This window comes from Cupriavidus consociatus, from assembly GCF_017814975.1.
Lineage (GTDB): Bacteria > Pseudomonadota > Gammaproteobacteria > Burkholderiales > Burkholderiaceae > Cupriavidus > Cupriavidus consociatus.
Genome location: NZ_JAGIQA010000022.1, coordinates 44,084 through 61,125 on the forward strand (window position 1 = coordinate 44,084; position 17,042 = coordinate 61,125).

13 protein-coding genes are annotated in these 17,042 nt (G+C 58.0%); 3 read left to right on the forward strand and 10 right to left on the reverse strand.

From position 1 onward, the window contains the following. Positions 1–28 precede the first annotated feature (28 nt). From J8I82_RS26075 to J8I82_RS26110, 9 genes are all read right to left on the reverse strand, one after another. Positions 29–1,222 carry an MFS transporter gene (locus J8I82_RS26075; RefSeq protein ID WP_209761733.1) on the reverse strand — a complete coding sequence of 398 codons (1,194 nt, stop codon included), beginning with the start codon at positions 1,220–1,222 and terminating at the stop codon, positions 29–31. 491 nt (positions 1,223–1,713) lie between these two features. Further along, positions 1,714–1,848, reverse strand: coding sequence for a hypothetical protein (locus tag J8I82_RS39135; RefSeq protein WP_280908199.1), 135 nt, complete (start codon positions 1,846–1,848; stop codon positions 1,714–1,716). Between the two features lie 87 nt (positions 1,849–1,935). Then, entirely contained in the window at positions 1,936–4,233 is a 2,298-nt protein-coding gene (locus J8I82_RS26080; protein WP_209761799.1) for a molybdopterin guanine dinucleotide-containing S/N-oxide reductase, read from the reverse strand. Positions 4,234–4,641: 408 nt separating this feature from the next. Next, positions 4,642–5,835, reverse strand: coding sequence for a mandelate racemase/muconate lactonizing enzyme family protein (locus tag J8I82_RS26085; protein WP_209761734.1), 1,194 nt, complete (start codon positions 5,833–5,835; stop codon positions 4,642–4,644). Between the two features lie 172 nt (positions 5,836–6,007). Further along, positions 6,008–6,751 carry an amino acid ABC transporter ATP-binding protein gene (locus J8I82_RS26090; RefSeq protein WP_280908201.1) on the reverse strand — a complete coding sequence of 248 codons (744 nt, stop codon included), beginning with the start codon at positions 6,749–6,751 and terminating at the stop codon, positions 6,008–6,010. A gap of 5 nt (positions 6,752–6,756) precedes the next feature. After that, the gene (locus J8I82_RS26095) at positions 6,757–7,872 is read right to left on the reverse strand and encodes an amino acid ABC transporter permease (protein WP_209761735.1); all 1,116 of its coding nucleotides are present in this window, start codon (positions 7,870–7,872) and stop codon (positions 6,757–6,759) included. Between the two features lies 1 nt (position 7,873). Next, entirely contained in the window at positions 7,874–9,049 is a 1,176-nt protein-coding gene (locus tag J8I82_RS26100; protein ID WP_284183159.1) for an amino acid ABC transporter permease, read from the reverse strand. Positions 9,050–9,081: 32 nt separating this feature from the next. Continuing rightward, complete coding sequence (locus tag J8I82_RS26105) at positions 9,082–10,107, reverse strand: amino acid ABC transporter substrate-binding protein (protein WP_209761736.1); 1,026 nt, start codon at positions 10,105–10,107, stop codon at positions 9,082–9,084. A gap of 555 nt (positions 10,108–10,662) precedes the next feature. Then, positions 10,663–11,622 (reverse strand): LysR family transcriptional regulator, encoded by a 960-nt coding sequence (locus tag J8I82_RS26110; protein ID WP_209761737.1) that lies wholly within the window; start codon positions 11,620–11,622, stop codon positions 10,663–10,665. 230 nt (positions 11,623–11,852) lie between these two features. Here J8I82_RS26110 and J8I82_RS26115 point away from each other — a divergent pair, with 230 nt between their 5' ends. After that, positions 11,853–13,037: a MalY/PatB family protein gene (locus J8I82_RS26115; protein ID WP_209761738.1), complete on the forward strand. Its 1,185-nt coding sequence runs from the start codon at positions 11,853–11,855 to the stop codon at positions 13,035–13,037. 449 nt (positions 13,038–13,486) lie between these two features. Here the strand turns inward: J8I82_RS26115 and J8I82_RS26120 are convergent, their stop codons facing one another. Continuing rightward, positions 13,487–13,834: a carboxymuconolactone decarboxylase family protein gene (locus J8I82_RS26120; protein ID WP_209761739.1), complete on the reverse strand. Its 348-nt coding sequence runs from the start codon at positions 13,832–13,834 to the stop codon at positions 13,487–13,489. A gap of 422 nt (positions 13,835–14,256) precedes the next feature. Between J8I82_RS26120 and gcvA the strand changes: the two genes are divergently transcribed. Next, on the forward strand, positions 14,257–15,195 hold the full coding sequence (gene gcvA, locus J8I82_RS26125; RefSeq protein ID WP_209761740.1) for a transcriptional regulator GcvA: 939 nt from the start codon (positions 14,257–14,259) through the stop codon (positions 15,193–15,195). 383 nt (positions 15,196–15,578) lie between these two features. Next, positions 15,579–16,898 carry an amino acid permease gene (locus tag J8I82_RS26130; protein WP_209761741.1) on the forward strand — a complete coding sequence of 440 codons (1,320 nt, stop codon included), beginning with the start codon at positions 15,579–15,581 and terminating at the stop codon, positions 16,896–16,898. Positions 16,899–17,042 lie beyond the last annotated feature (144 nt).

Below are 17,042 nucleotides of genomic sequence, written 5' to 3' on the forward strand. Positions count from 1 at the left end.
TTGGCGTTTGTTCGCCAGTCCGCGCCGGTCAAGCCGGGCTTACCCGCTTGTTCCTGGACCATTGCAGCCACAGCACGCCTACGATCGCAAGAATGATTGGGGGCAACATGAGGCCCGATACAACAGACCAGCCCAACGTAGTTAGCAGCCCCCCCGACAGGAAGGAGCCAATGACCATTGCACCGAACACGACAAAATCATTGACCGACTGGACGCGCGGCCCTTCCTCTGGGGAATGGGAGCTCAGTACCAATGCGGACGCACCCAGGAATCCGAAATTCCAGCCCAAGCCGAGAAGCACCAATGCGACCCAGAAGTGGTTGACCGTCATGCCGCTCATGCCGGTGATGGCAGCAAGCCCGATCAAGGCCAATCCTGCCAACGTGACATTGGGCGCGCCGAAGCGCGAGATCAGACGGCCGGTAAAGAAGCTCGGTGCATACATGGCGACGACATGCATCTCAATGCCATAGTTGGAGGCTACGCGTGGCAATCCACACAGCTCCATGGCAAGCGGCGCGGACGTCATCATGAAGTTCATCATCATGTAGCTCACAACACCACAGAGCATCGCCACCATGAACCGAGGTTGCCGAATGACTTCACCAATTGGACGTCCGACGTTTCGGCGCGAAGGCTTCGGCTGGTGCTCGAACTTCACCCCCATCAGCACGATGGCAGAGAGCGCTGCCACCCCCGCTGATGCCAGGTAGGTCACCACGTAAGTATGCGCGGGCCAAGCGTTCATCGTGCCGGTAACCAACTGTGGCCCAAGCACACCGGCAAAGACGCCACCCGCCATGACCGTCGACAACGCCCGGGGACGCTCTTTCGGGCTCACGCACTCAGCGGCCGCGAAGCGAAACGTCAGCACTACCGCCGCATACGCACCACCGAACAGCATGGCAAAGCAAAACAATGCAAAGGACTGGATGACGAGGGCCAGTGCGGCAAGGAGGCCAACGATGACGCCGCAGAGATTGCCGAACAGGACCGTCACGCGCCGGCCGTAGCGCCGCGTCAGCGCGCCGACCGGCAGCGTCGCCAGGGCCATGCCGACCACAAAGACTGAGATAGGCAAGGTCGCCAGCGCAGGGCGTGACGCCAACATGTTTCCGATGATGGCGCCCGTGGCATACACGACGGTCGAGTTGGCGCCGGACAGCGCCTGCGCGGTCGCGAGACGCAGAATGTGACTATTGATTTTCCGAGAGCTTGACATCAGAGGATGGATTGCACAAATCAATCGAGGGCAAAGTGTGACCAACGCCCGGCGAGAGCCGCCTCCGGGCGCCTGGTCACCTTAGACAAGATGCCAATCATGACGGCGCCATAGCAATATGGCTGAATGGAGGCGCCTTCGGGCAGAAGATGACGCATCCCATTTGGGGTTACCGGATATTCTTATTGGTTTCTCCACCGGCGGCAACCGAGATAAAGTTTCGCCTCCGGAAAGAAAAGCTTTCTCGAAATGCTAAAACCGGTGTCTGCCGCCATAGCCGGCTCGCGCGGCGCGCCCCAAGGCAACCCGATTTCAGCCGGACATGCGCATACTGCAGCCTAGATGCACACACAAAACTCACGCGGGACGATGAGCAAAGCAAGGCCGAGACCAGTCGTAGCCACCTCGCCTGCCTCATCGCGGTAGTGCAACAGACAGAACATGCCCATCGCCTCGTTGAGACGACGGACATGTTCCGTTGCGGCCGCAGCTTACTCGGCCAGCGCGGCGTTGCGCCGCGTTACTCGGCCCATCTGGGTAATGGCCGGGTTGACCTGCTCGATGCCACGGCTTTGCTCATCCGAGGCAGTGGCCATCACGCCCATCATGTTAATCAGGCGCTTCACTACGCCGACGATCTCGGCCTAGGCATGAAGCGTGTAGAATCGGATACCAGCCTTCCTACCCATGTATGGCGCGCAGCCGAGGATGCTTCACTCGATCACGGCGGAACGGGGTGGTTCAAAGACAGAGACCGCCCGCACGGCTCCGTCGAACCGCTCCGCCTGCACGATGGTCAACTGCCCTGAGCATCCTTGAGTCAGGCGCGAAGTTCCAATATCGCGCGTCATCACGTTGGGGTTGCCATGTACGCACAGGGTCTTGCCGGACGCCTCCTCCATGGGATCGTACCAAGCCCCAGTGGGCAATTGCACCACCCCCGGATGCATCTGCTCCGTCAGCCGCGCCGCGGCAATGCAGGCGCCACGCGAGTTGAATAGGCGGACCAGATCGCCTTCTCGGATACCGCGGTCAGCGGCCGTTGCCGGGTGCATCGAGCATACTTCCCGGCCCTTCAACTTCGTCGACTGACTGTGTCCACCGAAGTCCAGTTGACTGTGCAATCGAGAGGCAGGTTGATTGGAAATTAGGTGCAGTGGAAAGTCTTTGGTCGGCCTTTCGGTCGGCTCGACCCATGCAGGATGGCCGGGGCAATCGTCGTAGCCGAAGCTCTCGATGACCGGGGAACTGACTTGGATCTTTCCGCTGGGAGTGGCAAGCGGATTCGCCTGAGGATCATTCCGAAAGGCGCGCATCATGCCGCCGTCGTCATCGGCCTGAGGAAGGACTAGCTCCCCCTGCCGCCAGAAGGTGTCGAAATCCGGCGCTTCATGCCCAATCTCCGCCAATGCCTCCCTCGTCTTGGCATACAGGTGTTGCAGCCACTCGCGCGAAGAACGACCCTCACTAAACTCATCGAGCACACCAAGGCGCTGTGCAAGCCCGCAGAAGATCTCGTAGTCGTCCCGCGCTTCCCCATACGGCTCCGCAATTCGGTGCATCGCCAGCATCAATGGGTCCGTCGGCGCACTACCGATGTCTTCGCGTTCCAGAGTCATCGTTGCTGGCAGGACAATGTCGGCATGACGAGCCGTGGCCGTCCAGGCGTGGTCATGGACAACAAAGGTATCCAGCGTGGAAATCGCGCGCGTTAGCCGCGGCAGGTCCTGGTGATGATGAAAGGGATTGCCGCCTGCCCAGTATGCCATCCGGACGTGCGGATAGACCAAACGTTGGCCATTGTAGTCAAAGGATTGTCCAGGGTTGAGCAGCATGTCCGCAATGCGGGCCACCGGAATGAACTCCTTGACGCCATTCGTCCCTTGCGACAGCGACGGCGACGGAACAGCGTTGTTGCGACGCCCATAGTGAGCGAGTGTCCCTAGTGCATAGCTATAACCACCACCTGGAAGTCCGATTTGGCCCAGCATGGCCGCGAGCACGGCTCCCATCCAGACCGGCTGTTCACCGCGCTCGGCGCGCTGCAGGGAATGCGACACAGTGATAAGCACACGCCGCCCCGGCAAAGATCTAGCAAGTGACTGGATCTCTTCTGCCGAAACCCCGCAAATGCTGGCCGCCCATTCCGCATTCTTCTTCACGCCATCGTTGTGCCCTGACAGGTAGGTCTCAAATTCTTCCCAGCCGCTGCAGTATTGCGCGAGGAATGCTCGGTCATGCGAGCCATCACTGACCAGCGTATGCGCGATGCCAAGCATGAGGGCGATATCGGTTCCCGGTATGACCGGCATCCAGTCGGCCGCAGCTTCCTCAGGCAAATCCGAACTCAGCGGAGAGATGCAGACGAAGCGACAGCCTCGTCCGGCAGCCTCGCGCATTGCTCCACGCTCAACGTGTCGACTGACACCGCCGCCGGCGACACGAGAATTCTTCAGCGCCATTCCTCCGAACGCCAGCACGACGTCTGTGCGCTGCGCGATCTGGTCCCATGTCACGTTACGGCGTACTGCTTTTTCGTACGACCCGAGGACGTGTGGAATCAACACCTCTGCACAGCCCCCGCTGTATGTATTGACCGAACGAACGTAACCACCCATGGCAACGTTCAGGAAGCGGTGAATCTGGCTCTGAACGTGGTGGAACCGGCCAGCGCTGGACCAACCGTAGGATCCACCATAGATGGTGCTCGGACCGTACGCCTCACCCAGTCGCCTTAGCTCGCCTGCAAGCAGGTCCAGGGCCTTGTCCCAACTGACCTGAACGTACTCATCGCCGCCGCGCAAGATGTCCGCGCCCGGCCCCCTTTCGAGCCAGCTGCGGCGAATCGCCGGTGCAGCAATCCGCGCCGGGTGGCGCAACGCGTCCGGGAAGTTATCGATGAGCGGATTGGGATCGGGGTCGCCGGGATGCGGCGTGACGACCAACCGCCCGTCCTGCATGCCGGCGTGGAACGCGCCCCAGTGGGCACTGTGAGTTCGGAGCTGCTGCATCACGTTGATTCTCCGTGGTATTGCGAGGCGCCAGGCTTCGATCAGCGGGGCGCCCAAAGACATTGAAATTGCACGGTTCCGGACCACACCGAAGCGCGTGCCGGATCGACGGCCGGCCTTGCCATCGTTCACGCGTCTCGACATTGTCCACATAGAAGGCGGTCAACCCGCTAGTTGACGCAACCTTTCGCGACTTGCCGGAACCTTCGGGACCTATCTCGCTTGCTTGTGTCGACCACCGCAACATTCTCCGGAGGCCGTGTGGCCGACTCGCCCTGAGGAAGCTGTTTGGTCAGCTTCGCTTCCCTGATGGGCCCCCGTCGGCGTTACCCTGCGGGAGTCAGCGGCACCAGTGCGAATGCGCCGTCTCCCCTTGGGACCGGTCACCGCGACGGCGACCGATGCCCTTCACTTCGCCAGCTTCACGCTGGACTTGACCATGCGTTGTTCTGCGTCGCTACGCAGCGTCATGCCGAAGCCGGGTCGAGTTGGCACGGCAAACTTGCCATTCACAGGCTGCAGGTCCTCCTCGAACAGCTCCCTGTTTGCATGGCGCAGCGTGTAAGCATGGTTCTCGTGAATGTCGAAGTTCGGAATCCCTGCCTCGAACTGCAGCGCGATGGCAGTGGCCAAGGGCGAACCGCAGACATGCGCTTGCACCCCGACGTCGTAGGCGTGTGCAAGATGCGCCACGCGATGCGCCTCGCTGATACCGCCCACTAGGCAAACATCAGGTTGAATCATGTCGATTGCACCGGCCTCCAAGTACGGCAGAAAGCCCCAACGGGTATAGAGGCGCTCGCCAATGGCAAGTGGAATTGGCGACTTTCTGGCGGTCTTCAGGTGCGCGTGATCACTGTTGTTGTGCGTCGGCTCCTCGATGAAGAGGATACCCAGATCCTGAACGAGCTCGGCGATCTGCAGTGCACCAGCCGTGGAAGTCAAAGCATTGAGTTCCAGGATGATGTCGGCATCAGGGCCCAGCCCTTCCCGGACGGCCTCCATCCGCTGCCGGAACAGTTTGCGCTGTGCCGGCGTGAGGATGCCACGCAGTCCTGTCGCGTACTTGCCCTCACGATCCATCATGATAGGATTCACCTTGACGCAATCGTAGCCATCCTCCCGTGCCTGGACTGCCGCCTCGGTGTATTGCTCCGGCTCGCCGAGCCAGCGCCCGTTCTCGCCCCAGCCCAGGTGAAGTTGGCTCGCATAACAACGCAGAGGCGCGGGCGTGGCGCGACCCAGCAGTTGGTGCACGGGCTGGCCGAGCGCCCTGCCCTTGATGTCCCACAGCGCCGAATCAATGGCACTCATCGCAGCGTAGACGATCGGACCACCACCATCCGCCCAGACAGAGCGGCGAAGGAGGCTTTCCCACACCGTATCAGTGTGGAACGGATCCGCACCGAGGACAAATCTCTCTCCCAGCGTCAAGATCATCGGCCCAGCGGCGGGAGCACCGGTGCCATATGTCACCCCCGCTTCTCCCAATCCGCTGATGCCTTCGTCCGTATGCACGCGGGCGAGCACAACCCGCCACGATGCCATGCCGTCGCGACCTGAAAGGTCGGCTTCAAGTACCTCGATTTCCGTGATCTTCATGTACTACCTCTTCAATGGCTCTTGCAATGGCGTGCATACCTAATGTACGGAGTACATGCATCGCAAGCTGCGGAATACTTCCGGGTGTCAATTGAAAGCGACTCCACGAGTCTCACTCGCGGCATCAAACCAGAGCGATGCACCGGTTAGTCGGACACGCCGCTGCGTGCCGTCAGTGGCCCAGGATTTTCGAAAGAAAGTCTCGGCTTCGTTCGTTGCGGGGGTTGTTAAAGAACTCGCTTGGTGAATTCTGTTCGACGATCTGTCCTTGATCCATAAAGATCACGCGGTCCGCAACGGCCTTGGCGAATCCCATCTCGTGCGTAACGCAAATCATGGTGATGCCTTGGTGCGCGAGTTGGATCATCACGTCGAGGACCTCCTTGATCATCTCCGGATCAAGCGCCGAAGTCGGTTCATCGAAGAGCATGATCTTGGGTTTCAGGCAGAGGGCGCGCGCGATGGCCACGCGTTGCTGCTGCCCACCGGACAGTTGTAGCGGGTACTTGTGGGCTTGCTCAGCAATACGCACACGCTGTAACTGCTGCATTGCACGTTCTTCGGCTTCCTTTTTCCCCATCTTTCCCACCCACATCGGAGCCAAAGTCAGGTTCTCCAACACAGTCAGATGCGGGAACAGGTTGAATTGCTGGAACACCATGCCGACCTGGCATCGCACCTGCTCAATGGCCTTCGTGTCGTCGGTCAATTCGATGTTGTCTACGCGTATCGTTCCCGCCTGGTGTTCTTCGAGGCGATTGATGCACCGGATGAGCGTGCTCTTTCCTGATCCAGAGGGTCCACAGACGACGATCCGCTCGCCGCTCCGCACCTGGAGGTCGATGTCACGCAGTACGTGGTAGTTGTTGCCATACCACTTGTTGACCTTCTCGAAACTGATCATGGAATCGTTCATGGCAATCAGCGCACCTTGCTGCGCGTGGCGTGCTTCTCCACCCGCAGGCTGTAGCGGGACATCGAGAAGCAAAAAATGAAGTAGAGGAACGCGATAAACAGGTAGCCTTCGATCTTGTACGGGCGCCAGTTCACATCCGAGTTCAGCGCAAGGCTCAGGGATCCCGTCAACTCGTACAGCGAGACAATCGTCACCAGGGAGGTGTCCTTGAAGATGCCGATGAAGATGTTCACGATGCTCGGAACGACCATCGCCAGCGCCTGCGGGAGGACGATCTTGCGTTGTGTCTGCCAGTAAGTGAGGCCGAGAGTTTGTGCCGCTTCGACTTGCCCTTTAGGCACCGCCTGCAAGCCGGCACGGACTACTTCCGCGAGGTAGGCGGCAGAGAACAGCGTGATCCCGGCCAACACCCGCACCAGTACGTCCGGAGAAGTGCCTGGTGGCAGGAACAGCGGGAACATAAACGAAGCCATGAAGAGCACCGAAATCAACGGCACACCACGGATCAGCTCCACGTAGATAACGCAGACCGACCGGATGGCCGGCAGCTTCGAACGACGTCCCAGCGCGACCACGACGGCCAGCGGGCAAGCCAGAATGATGCCGAAGCTCGCCAGCAGGATGGTGAGCGGCAGCCCGCCCCACAAGTCCGTCGTCACGTGGGATAGGCCCAAGACGTTGCCGCGCATCAGGATGAAGAACAACGGAATGACCACGACCCACAGGGCGACCAACCAGCGCTTCCAGAATGCACGGATCCCGCTGAGCACCAGCATGCCGACCAACAGCACAGTGGCGATAAGGGGGCGCCATTGCTCGTCGAACGGATAGCGGCCAAATACGATGAAGCGGAACTTCTCCGTCACCACGCCCCAGCACGCCCCGGTGCCACGCAATGCATGGCACTGCTCGGCGTCAGCCGCGAAGACCGCACGGAGCAAGCCCCAATCCAGCAAGGCAGCCCCGGCGCGGACCAGAAAGGCCAGCGCGATGAGGGTTGCGAGGCCGTTCCAGACACTACTGAAAAGGTTCAGTCGAACCCATGCCATCAGACCCTCGGTCTTAATCGGCGCGGGACGTGGGTCGATCGGACAAAACTCGTCGGAAACAGTGATAGACATCTCAACGCTCCTGGAGGGCGACGCGGCCGTTGTACCAATTCATGAAAGCGGCAGTTGCCAGGGAGAGGACCAAGTACACCATCATGACGACCAAGATGCACTCCACAGCCCGTCCCGTCTGGTTCAGCGACGTCGTGGCAATTGAAACGATGTCGGGATAGCCGACGACTACGGCCAGAGAGGAGTTCTTCGTCAGAGCCAAGAAGGTGCTGGTCATCGGCGGGATGATCACTCGCATGGCCTGCGGCATCATCACGAGCCGGATGGCTTGACCCCGCGAAAGCCCCAAGCTCGAGGCGGCTTCGATCTGCCCGTGAGCGACCGACTTGAGGCCGGAACGCACAACTTCAGACACAAAGGCCGCTGTGTAGAGAACCAGCCCCATGAGCACAGCCAGGAACTCCGGGCTCACCACCGCACCACCTTCCATCGCGAAGCCCTGCTTCGTGGGAACACTCCATGCAGAAGGGGCTCCGCCCGCCAGCCATCCGATCAGCGCTGCCACGATGACGATAAGTGCCGGCACCCAAAACATGCTTCGCAACCTGCCTGTGGCTTCAAAGGCCTGACGCGCTCGTCGTCGATACCACCAGACGACGATGAGCCCGAGCAGCGCGGCACCACCCGCGATCGCATGTCCGGGCGCCCAATCGGGAATCGGAAAAGCCAGGCCGCCTTTGCTGAGCCATGCGCCCCCCCCAAAGGAGATGGCATCCCGAGCGCCCGGCAGCAGCTCCGTAATCAGCAGGTACCACGTGAGAAGCTGCAACAGAAGTGGTATGTTCCGAAACACCTCGACGTACCCGTAGGAGAAGCCACGCAGAAGCGCATTCTGCGATAGCCTGCCTAGCGCAAGCAACGTCCCGAGTACCGTGGCCGCAACGATGCCGATGACCGCCACGCGCAGCGTGTTCAGAATCCCGACAAGGAACGCCTCCCAGTATGGGTCGAGAGCATCGTACGGAATGATGGATTCGCTGATGTCGAACCCCGCTGGCTGGTCCAAGAACCCCCAGCCGCTCTGGATACCGCGCGCGGCCATGTTAGCCAACGTGTTGTGCGCGAGGTACCAGATACCCGCCACGCAGAGCGAGAGAAGCAGGACTTGGTAGAACAGGCCCCGCATCGCCTGTGAACGCCACCAATGGCGTCGATTGAGTTGAGCTGCACCTGTCACCGCGCCTTCTCCTCTCTTGCTTTCGCTTGTACTTAGCGGATCGGGGGCGCGAACATGATGCCCCCCTTGTTCCACAAGTTATTAAGGCCACGCGGCACGTTCAGGGGCGTTTTTGCGCCCAGATTTCGTTCGTAGATCTCGCCATAATTGCCCACTGCCTTGATCGCCTTGGCCATCCAGTCCCTATTCAACCCGAGCAGCTTACCGGTGTCCTCGGTCTTGCCAAGGATTCGCAGGACCACGGGGCTATCGCTCTGAGCGAGCATCTTGTCGACGTTTGCTTGCGTAATGCCGTACTCTTCAGCTTCGATCAAGCCGAAGTTGACCCACCTGACGATCGATGCCCACTCGTCATCACCTCGACGGACCGCCGCAGAAATCGGCTCCTTGGAAATCAACTGTGGGAGGATTACGTGGTCAGCGGGATTCTTGGCCTCTACCTTGCGGATCGCCGCCAGGTTCGTGGCGTCCGACGTAAAGGCATCGCATCGGCCGGAAAAATAGGCGCCGGACACGGCCTCAGCCTTCTCGAACACCACAGGCTTGATCTTCAGCCCGTGAGCGCGCGAAAAGTCCGTGAGATTCTTCTCGGTCGTGGTGCCGCTACTGGTGCAGACGGTCGCACCTTTCAGTTGTTGGGGGCTGGTGATTCCACTTTTTGCGGGAACCATGAAACCCTGTCCGTCGTAGTAGTTCACACCCGTGAACTGCACGCCCAGCGATGCGTCGCGCGACAGCGTCCAGGTGGTTTCGCGCGACAGGATATCGACCTCGCCGGACTGCAATGCGGTGAATCGCTGCTCAGTGGTCAGAGGGACCCATCGGACCTTCTTCGGGTCGCCGAGAACCGCTGCTGCAACAGCGCGGCAAAGATCGACATCCAAGCCACTCCAGTTGCCCTGGCTGTCGGCAGCCGACATGCCGACCGTATTGCCGACCCCGCAACTAAGTTGACCGCGCTGTTTGACCGCATCCAGCGTCTTGCCCGCGTGAGCCGGGGAAGCCAGGAGCGCGGACGCCGTGGTGATCAACGCAAGGCCACAAATCTTTTTCAACATAATGTCTCATCCTCGATTAGGTGAAGCAACTGAAGGCCTTCGACGTGCCTTTTATTTTATTTTATGTATCTGCCAAATAACCAAATGATCGCAATCAAAACAATGACGTTTGCTCGTAATCACCGCTTGAAAGCTTTGACTCTATTTCTGAATAGATCCTGGAAAATCATTTCTTCGCCCATTGGCAAGGGCAACTCTTTTATGGTTATGGGTACTTCCACCATTCCTTGTAGCTGAAGCGTCACGCGACAACAGTGGGACTTCACGCTTCAGCTCGACTCCGGGAGTTGGTCGGACTGCCCGTCGCTATCGGAGCGAACCGAGCAGTAAGCCGGAGTATCCCCGCCTACGATTTTCAACACAATTGACTTTTCCGCGCCTCAGTCAAGAGTTTTTTTCACAAATCCTACTCGGACCCAACGGCGAGCTTCCGGCCGGTGATCCGCAAAGCAGCCACTCAGTGATGCAACAACACGAAGGCGCTCACGGGTCCGGCGCGCTTCATGCGACGAGAGCCTACATCCCCGTCTGCTCAATAGCGTTCCGGCGGCACGTTTATGCCATCTCATCGCAGAATCGCGGAAGGTCAACGGCCTCACGTAACGCCCGATCCCATGGAGGCATCCGTCCAATGTCGTCGACGACGAAGTCAATGAAGCTTCGTACCAGCGCATTTGCGTACTTCGATCGGTAGTACATGGCATACAACGTATGAGCAATGGCCGAGCGATACTGGGGAACGACGATCATAAGTGCGCCTTGAATGATGTCGGAGGAAACCAAGTAGGTCGGCAAACAGGCGACGCCCTGTCCATGGATGGCGGCTTCACGCAAAGCCATGCTTGAGTTGGATTCCAACGCCGTCTTGATGGCGATCTGCTTGGTGTCCCTTTCCCCAAGGAAGGACCATGCACCATTCAAGGTCATCGCCGGGTAAACCAGGCATCTATGCTGCACGAGGTCCGCCGGTTCATGGATTGACTCATGCGCATCGAGATAGCCTGGCGCTGCACAGTAGACCCAATGGATCGTTGCCAGCTTTCGAGCCGCGTAGCCGCAATCCGTCCTGCTGGTGATTCGTACCGCCAAGTCATAATTCTCCTCAGCGAGGTTCGACAGCCTGTCATCCAATGCAATGGACGCACTCACTTTCGGTTGGTCATCCAAGTAGCGTCCAACTATTGGAGTAAGCTGCTTCGACCCGAACGCCATTGAGCAGGTGATCCGAAGGTTTCCTTCCGGATTCCTTATTTGTCGGGCCGCGTCCATTGTGGTCTCGAGATCGGACAAGATGTCGTTCGCGCGCTGGACGATGATTCGACCGCTATCTGTCAGTGTCAGACTTCGCGTAGTACGCTTGACAAGAAGGACTCCGAGGCGCTCCTCCAGTTGGGCCAGGCTTTTACTGACGGCAGAAGGCGATAAGTTCAGCTCTTTCGCAGCAGCAGACAAGCTACCGAGTTCGGCGATTCGAAGAAACACGTTGATCTGCGTCAAGGATGCAAAATTCTTCATAACTATCGGTCTATTTCAAAAGCCAGCATTACAAAACTAATGGTAAAAACAGAAAGCCTCCCGAACGCCACAGCACAAACAAGAAGCGGGACGAATCTCCGACGATAGAACCACTCAGCAATTCATCTGTGAAACTTCTTCATAGGTGTTTGTAGATATCAGCGCTTATGTCGACTTGCAAAAATTGGCAGAATCCATGTTCCAGCCATCCTTCCCTGCCCAATTGAACAATGTTTGACTTCGATGAAATCATTGACAGGCGCAATACCAACTCCGCCAAGTGGGTAGCCGGTAAGCTACGTCTCACCCCGGAGCAGGCCGCAGCCGATCCGCTGCCGATGTGGCTTGCCGACATGGACTTCCGGGTTGCTGAGCCAATTGCTAACGCGTTGCATCGCGAGATCGAAATGGGCGCGCTCGGATACGGCGCTACGCCGGACGCCTATCTCGAAGCGGTCGTCGACTGGCAAGCGCGACGCTTTGGATGGCACGCAAAGCCAGAATGGATTACGCGGTCCCCGGGAGTCATCAGCGCGCTCAATATGGTCATCCAGGCGTTCACGCAACCCGGTGATCATGTGCTGATCCAGACGCCTGTGTATATTCATTTCCATCACGATGTGATCATCAACGGCCGGCGCGTCGCAAGAGCGCCGCTCAGTCTCGACGAGACTGGCAAGTACCGCTTTGACCCTGAGGTCTTTGAATCAGCCATTGTTCCGGGCACTAAGTTGTTCATCCTTTGCAATCCGCATAACCCCACGGGCAATGTGTGGACACGAGATGAACTGATGGCGATGGCATCGATATGCGAGCGCCACGGCATTCTGGTCGTGTCCGACGAAGTCCATCAGGACCTGGTATTCGGAGATGGGCAACGGCACATCCCTTTTGCAAAGCTGGATCACGCTGCGGCCGAGAATTCGATCGTCTGCACTGCACCGAGCAAGACATTCAATATCGCGGGCCTGCAGTGCGCAAACATCTTCATTCCCAATGCTCGACTGCGTCAGGTTTATCAAGCGCAGTGTGAAAAGAACGGCGTGTCGAATTCGAACACCATGGGAACCGCCGCCGCCGAGGCCGCATACCGGCACGGAGAATCGTGGGTCGATGCCATGCTGGCCTATGTGCGCGACAATCACCGACACTTCGCAGCGCAGGTTGATAAGCTCGGCCTGCCGGTGAAAGTCACGCCAACGAATGCGCTGTATCTCGCATGGATCGACTTCCGCAAACTCGACATGTGCCCGCCGGATCTGCACGATTTTCTGCTCCGCAGCGGACGCCTTTGGCTCGACTACGGACCAAAATTCGGGACCGAAGGCGAGGGATTCATGCGCATCAATTTGGCTTGCCCGCGCAGTGTTGTGGACGAAGGCTTGCGCCGGCTCGCAAATGTACTGCTGCGCTGAAGGCGGTATTCCCGCCCCTGCTTCCTGCACTTGATTCGGTCCGTGCGATCCGCAGGCCGTACGGATCGTCAGCCTATCGGCGGGTCTTCCGCACACGGACTCACGCTCACGTCACTACCGAGGAAACACAATAAAATCTATCGCGCTTTAAGGCCACGACCCCTCGCTTGTCTCATTCGCTACGTCTTGATTTTTATTGTAGTTTTAACGCATTGATTTCTCGCGAGGTATTTTCTATCCTAGCAAGAAAGAAAATCTTTTCCTATTGAGTGCGAGGCTTTGTGCGCTGGGTTCCAGGCTCCGTGGATATGACTCCGGGAATGCACCGTCTGGGGGGAAATGCAGCGATTGTCACTGCCAGCCGATTCTGTGCCCACCGCAGACCGCGGTCGGGTCGAAGATTGAATGACGGCCGGTATCGCCTACTTCGAACCGGCCGTCCTAGCCTGTTATTTGTTGTTCGACAGCGCGGCATGCGCATCAAGGACGCGTGCCGAGTACACCGCCGCAGCTCCGGCATTCAGGGCAACGGCCATGCCCAGCGCTTCGGCAATTTCTTCCCGCGATGCACCAAACTCCACGGCCGCCTTCGTATGTGCCGCAATGCAGCCATCGCATCGAGTCGTCACCGCAACTGCCAGGGCGATCAGTTCGTGGACCTTGGGTTCGAGATGTCCTGTCTTCGCGGCACTGCCGCCGATCTTCCTCAGCCCTCCAACCACGTCAGGGCTCATCTCGGCAAACTCGCCAAGTCGGCTCGACACTTCGCTACGATATGCATTCCAGTCCATCATCACGACAACTCTCCTTTGTGAGGTGATTTACATCCGACAATTGAGTTCGCGCAGTCGCCTCGTCGCCTATCAAGCGCCTCCGCACTCACGTAGGGCACCACCACCCCACGATCCAGGATCGCGCTGACTACTTCGGTGCCTCCCTACACAGGCAGAAAAGGACGCCGTCCGGCGCGACCGACTAGCCTCGGCTACAACGTCAAATAGAAGAAAAACTATCCACTGGCACTTTCCGATGGCCGACGGTGGAGATGAAGGGGCGCCACGCGTTCCACGTCCCGCCTCACGCATCCGCATATATTAAAAGGCAGCAGCGTTCGGCCTCGCAAGCGAGATATTCTTCCAGACATATAAAGAAAATCTTCTTTGCCTCAGACCCTGAGGAATTTGCTATATTGGCCCACAGATGGCAAAGAATTTCTTTTATGAAAACACCGGTCTTTCTCAATGCGCTCCGTGCGTTCGAAGCGAGCGCAAGGCACCAGAGTTTTTCTGCCGCAGCAGCCGAGCTGAACGTGACGCCTGCTGCAGTTGGGCAACTGGTTCGCTCACTCGAAGAGTGGCTCGGCACTCCCTTGTTTCTCCGCGGAACGCGCGGCCGCTCACGCCTGGTCGCAACCGAAGCTGCAGAGCGTGCGCTACCGGACATTCGGGCCGGATTCGACCGCCTGTCGCTCGGGCTACGCCGCTTGCGTGAGGAATCGAGAACCGGGATGCTGACAGTCGCCGTGAGCCCAGCATTTGCCGCAAAGTGGCTATTACCGCGCCTCGACAGGTTCCATGCCATGCATCCGGAAACTGATGTACGCCTTGACACAAATCTCAAGCTGGTCGACTTCACTGCCCAGGGCGTTGATATTGGGGTACGTTATGGGCGAGGTTCCTGGTCTGATCTTGTAGCGGAAAAACTGATGGACGAGCAGATCTACCCCGTTTGCGCCCCAGGATGGCTCGCCAAGAATCGCGATCTGAAGGCGCCCCACGACCTCGCGGGGAAGGCTCTGATACACGACTTATCCGTAGACGCTCACATCGGGTTCGCGTCATGGGACGATTGGCTTCAGCGTGCTGGGGCCGCAAATGTAGACTCCAGCCGCGGGATGCAGATCAACAACTCCGCCGCTGTATTGCAAGCCGCTGTCGACGGTTACGGCGTTGCCCTCGCCCGGAGTGTCATGGCCCATGACGACTTGGCCGCTGGTCGGCTGACCCGGCTGTTTCCCACGGTTGAGTTGGCATCGGAATTGGCTTACTACATTGTCTACCGCACAGAGTCTGCGACTCTACCGAAGATCACAGCCTTCCGTGAATGGTTGCTGCAGGAGGCGGCATCCCTCTTAACCAATGTTCCATCATCGGATTAGCGTGACTCCCGGTACACCACAAGACAAGTAGTCATAATCTGCCATCCTCACTGCCCATCCAACCATTTAACGATTTTTATAGCTAAACTCCAATCGCGCTTTTCGAGAGGATTCCTAATCAGTCGAACTCGAATGGATTTGTGAGGAGGATTCACAACTGCGTCCACGAATCATCATAAATCTCTAGGGCAATTACGGATAGAGCCACGCTTTTCTGAAAAGTAAAATTGTTGCCATTAAGCCGGACCCTCTCCTCCTCCTTCGTTGGTCTTCCTCTGCGGCCCCGCAATCATAGACGGCCATCAAGAATAATATCGGCAGTTCATACTTCTATCGTGGATGGCACACCGACGTTTCGGCATCCCACACAGTAGGAAATTCAAATGCAGAGCGCAGCAGGAAACATGGCAACTGCCGGCAACAAGGCACTTCCACTTGATAGAGCATCTTCCGAACGGATTCCATTCACCTTATACGACGCCGGATGGGTGGTCCTGTGCATTGGGATGGCGATTGGTTCCGGCGTTGTCTTCATGCCATTGCAGATGGGAATAAAGGGACTCTGGACCTCCGCAGCGGCATTGGCAATTGGTTACCCGGCCGTTCATTACCTTTCAAAACTCTATATTCGCTCCCTGTCAGAAAGTGATGAATGCAAAGACTACTCCGGCATCATTACAGAATATCTCGGAAAGAACTGGAGTATCGTGCTCAGTGTGGTTTATTTCCTTACGCTCACTAAGGCGATGCTGGCTTATACCACGACGATCACCCATGACGTTTCTTCCTATCTCCAGGTCTTTCACGTCACGGAGCACTCGCTTTCATCGACCGGATGGTTTCCGCTTCTTCTGATTGGTGTATTCGTCGCGATTGCCTCACGCGGTGAAAAGATGCTCTTTAAAGTTTCCGGACCACTGATCGTTGTTAAGCTTTCAATCGTGGTGTTCCTGGGACTCGCCATGGTTCCATATTGGCACATTGAGAACGTCAACATGGCCGCACCGGACGGGATCCTGTCATTTGTACGGGACGTTCTTGTGTCACTTCCGTTCGCGGTATTCTCCATTGTCTACATTCAAATCCTGAATCCAATGAATGTCGCCTTCCGGAAGGTAGAGGCTGACCGGGCGATTGCGACCTATCGATCGCTGCGTGCGAGCAAGTACGCCTACATGATCCTTGTAGTGAGCGTGCTGTTCTTCGCGTTCTCGTTCCTGTTCTCCATCAGCGCCGCAGACGCCCGTTACGCGGTCTCTCAGAACATCTCGGCGCTTGCATTGGCTGCACGGGTCATCCCCGGGGAGACGGTCAAGATCCTTGCAACTGTGCTGAACATTGTCGCCATTCTCTCGGCATTCCTGGGGGTCTACTTGGGATTCCATGACGCAGTCAAAGGTATCGTCGTCAACATCGTAGACCGCTTCATCACGCGCGGCCCTATGTTCGATCGTCTCCTCCCTGCAGGCGTTGCAGTTACTTCCACGCTTCTTCTAACCGGTTGGGTCATGGCAAACATCTCCTCTATGGCGTTGCTGCAGTGGACGACGCCGACGTTCGGTCTCGTGTCGTGCCTGATCCCCTGCTACCTTGTGCTACGGGTGCCGTCGCTGAAGAAATTCCGCTCGGCTAGCGTTGTGTTCGTCGCCTTCACCGGATTCCTGCTGATCGTTGCGCCGCTGTTCAAGCTGCTCGAAAGGTAGCTTCAATGCGGCTCTGAACTTGGCTTGAGTGATAAGCAAGCTCCCCGGTCGCGCTCGACTGGGGGGAAGTTCCCGACCCCGAGAAGTGACTTCAGAGAGTAGGGCTCCGTTCAGAATCAAGCTCTCCGCGCCAACGCATGGGCC

Excerpts from the sequence above, each read along its gene's own strand:
- J8I82_RS26075 (WP_209761733.1), bottom strand. The coding sequence starts at position 1,222 with ATGTCAAGCTCTCGGAAAATCAATAGTCACATTCTGCGTCTCGCGACC.
- J8I82_RS26080 (WP_209761799.1), bottom strand. The coding sequence starts at position 4,233 with ATGCAGCAGCTCCGAACTCACAGTGCCCACTGGGGCGCGTTCCACGCC.
- J8I82_RS26085 (WP_209761734.1), bottom strand. The coding sequence starts at position 5,835 with ATGAAGATCACGGAAATCGAGGTACTTGAAGCCGACCTTTCAGGTCGC.
- J8I82_RS26090 (WP_280908201.1), bottom strand. The coding sequence starts at position 6,751 with ATGAACGATTCCATGATCAGTTTCGAGAAGGTCAACAAGTGGTATGGC.
- J8I82_RS26095 (WP_209761735.1), bottom strand. The coding sequence starts at position 7,872 with ATGTCTATCACTGTTTCCGACGAGTTTTGTCCGATCGACCCACGTCCC.
- J8I82_RS26105 (WP_209761736.1), bottom strand. The coding sequence starts at position 10,107 with ATGTTGAAAAAGATTTGTGGCCTTGCGTTGATCACCACGGCGTCCGCG.
- J8I82_RS26110 (WP_209761737.1), bottom strand. The coding sequence starts at position 11,622 with ATGAAGAATTTTGCATCCTTGACGCAGATCAACGTGTTTCTTCGAATC.
- J8I82_RS26115 (WP_209761738.1), top strand. The coding sequence starts at position 11,853 with ATGTTTGACTTCGATGAAATCATTGACAGGCGCAATACCAACTCCGCC.
- gcvA (WP_209761740.1), top strand. The coding sequence starts at position 14,257 with ATGAAAACACCGGTCTTTCTCAATGCGCTCCGTGCGTTCGAAGCGAGC.
- J8I82_RS26130 (WP_209761741.1), top strand. The coding sequence starts at position 15,579 with ATGCAGAGCGCAGCAGGAAACATGGCAACTGCCGGCAACAAGGCACTT.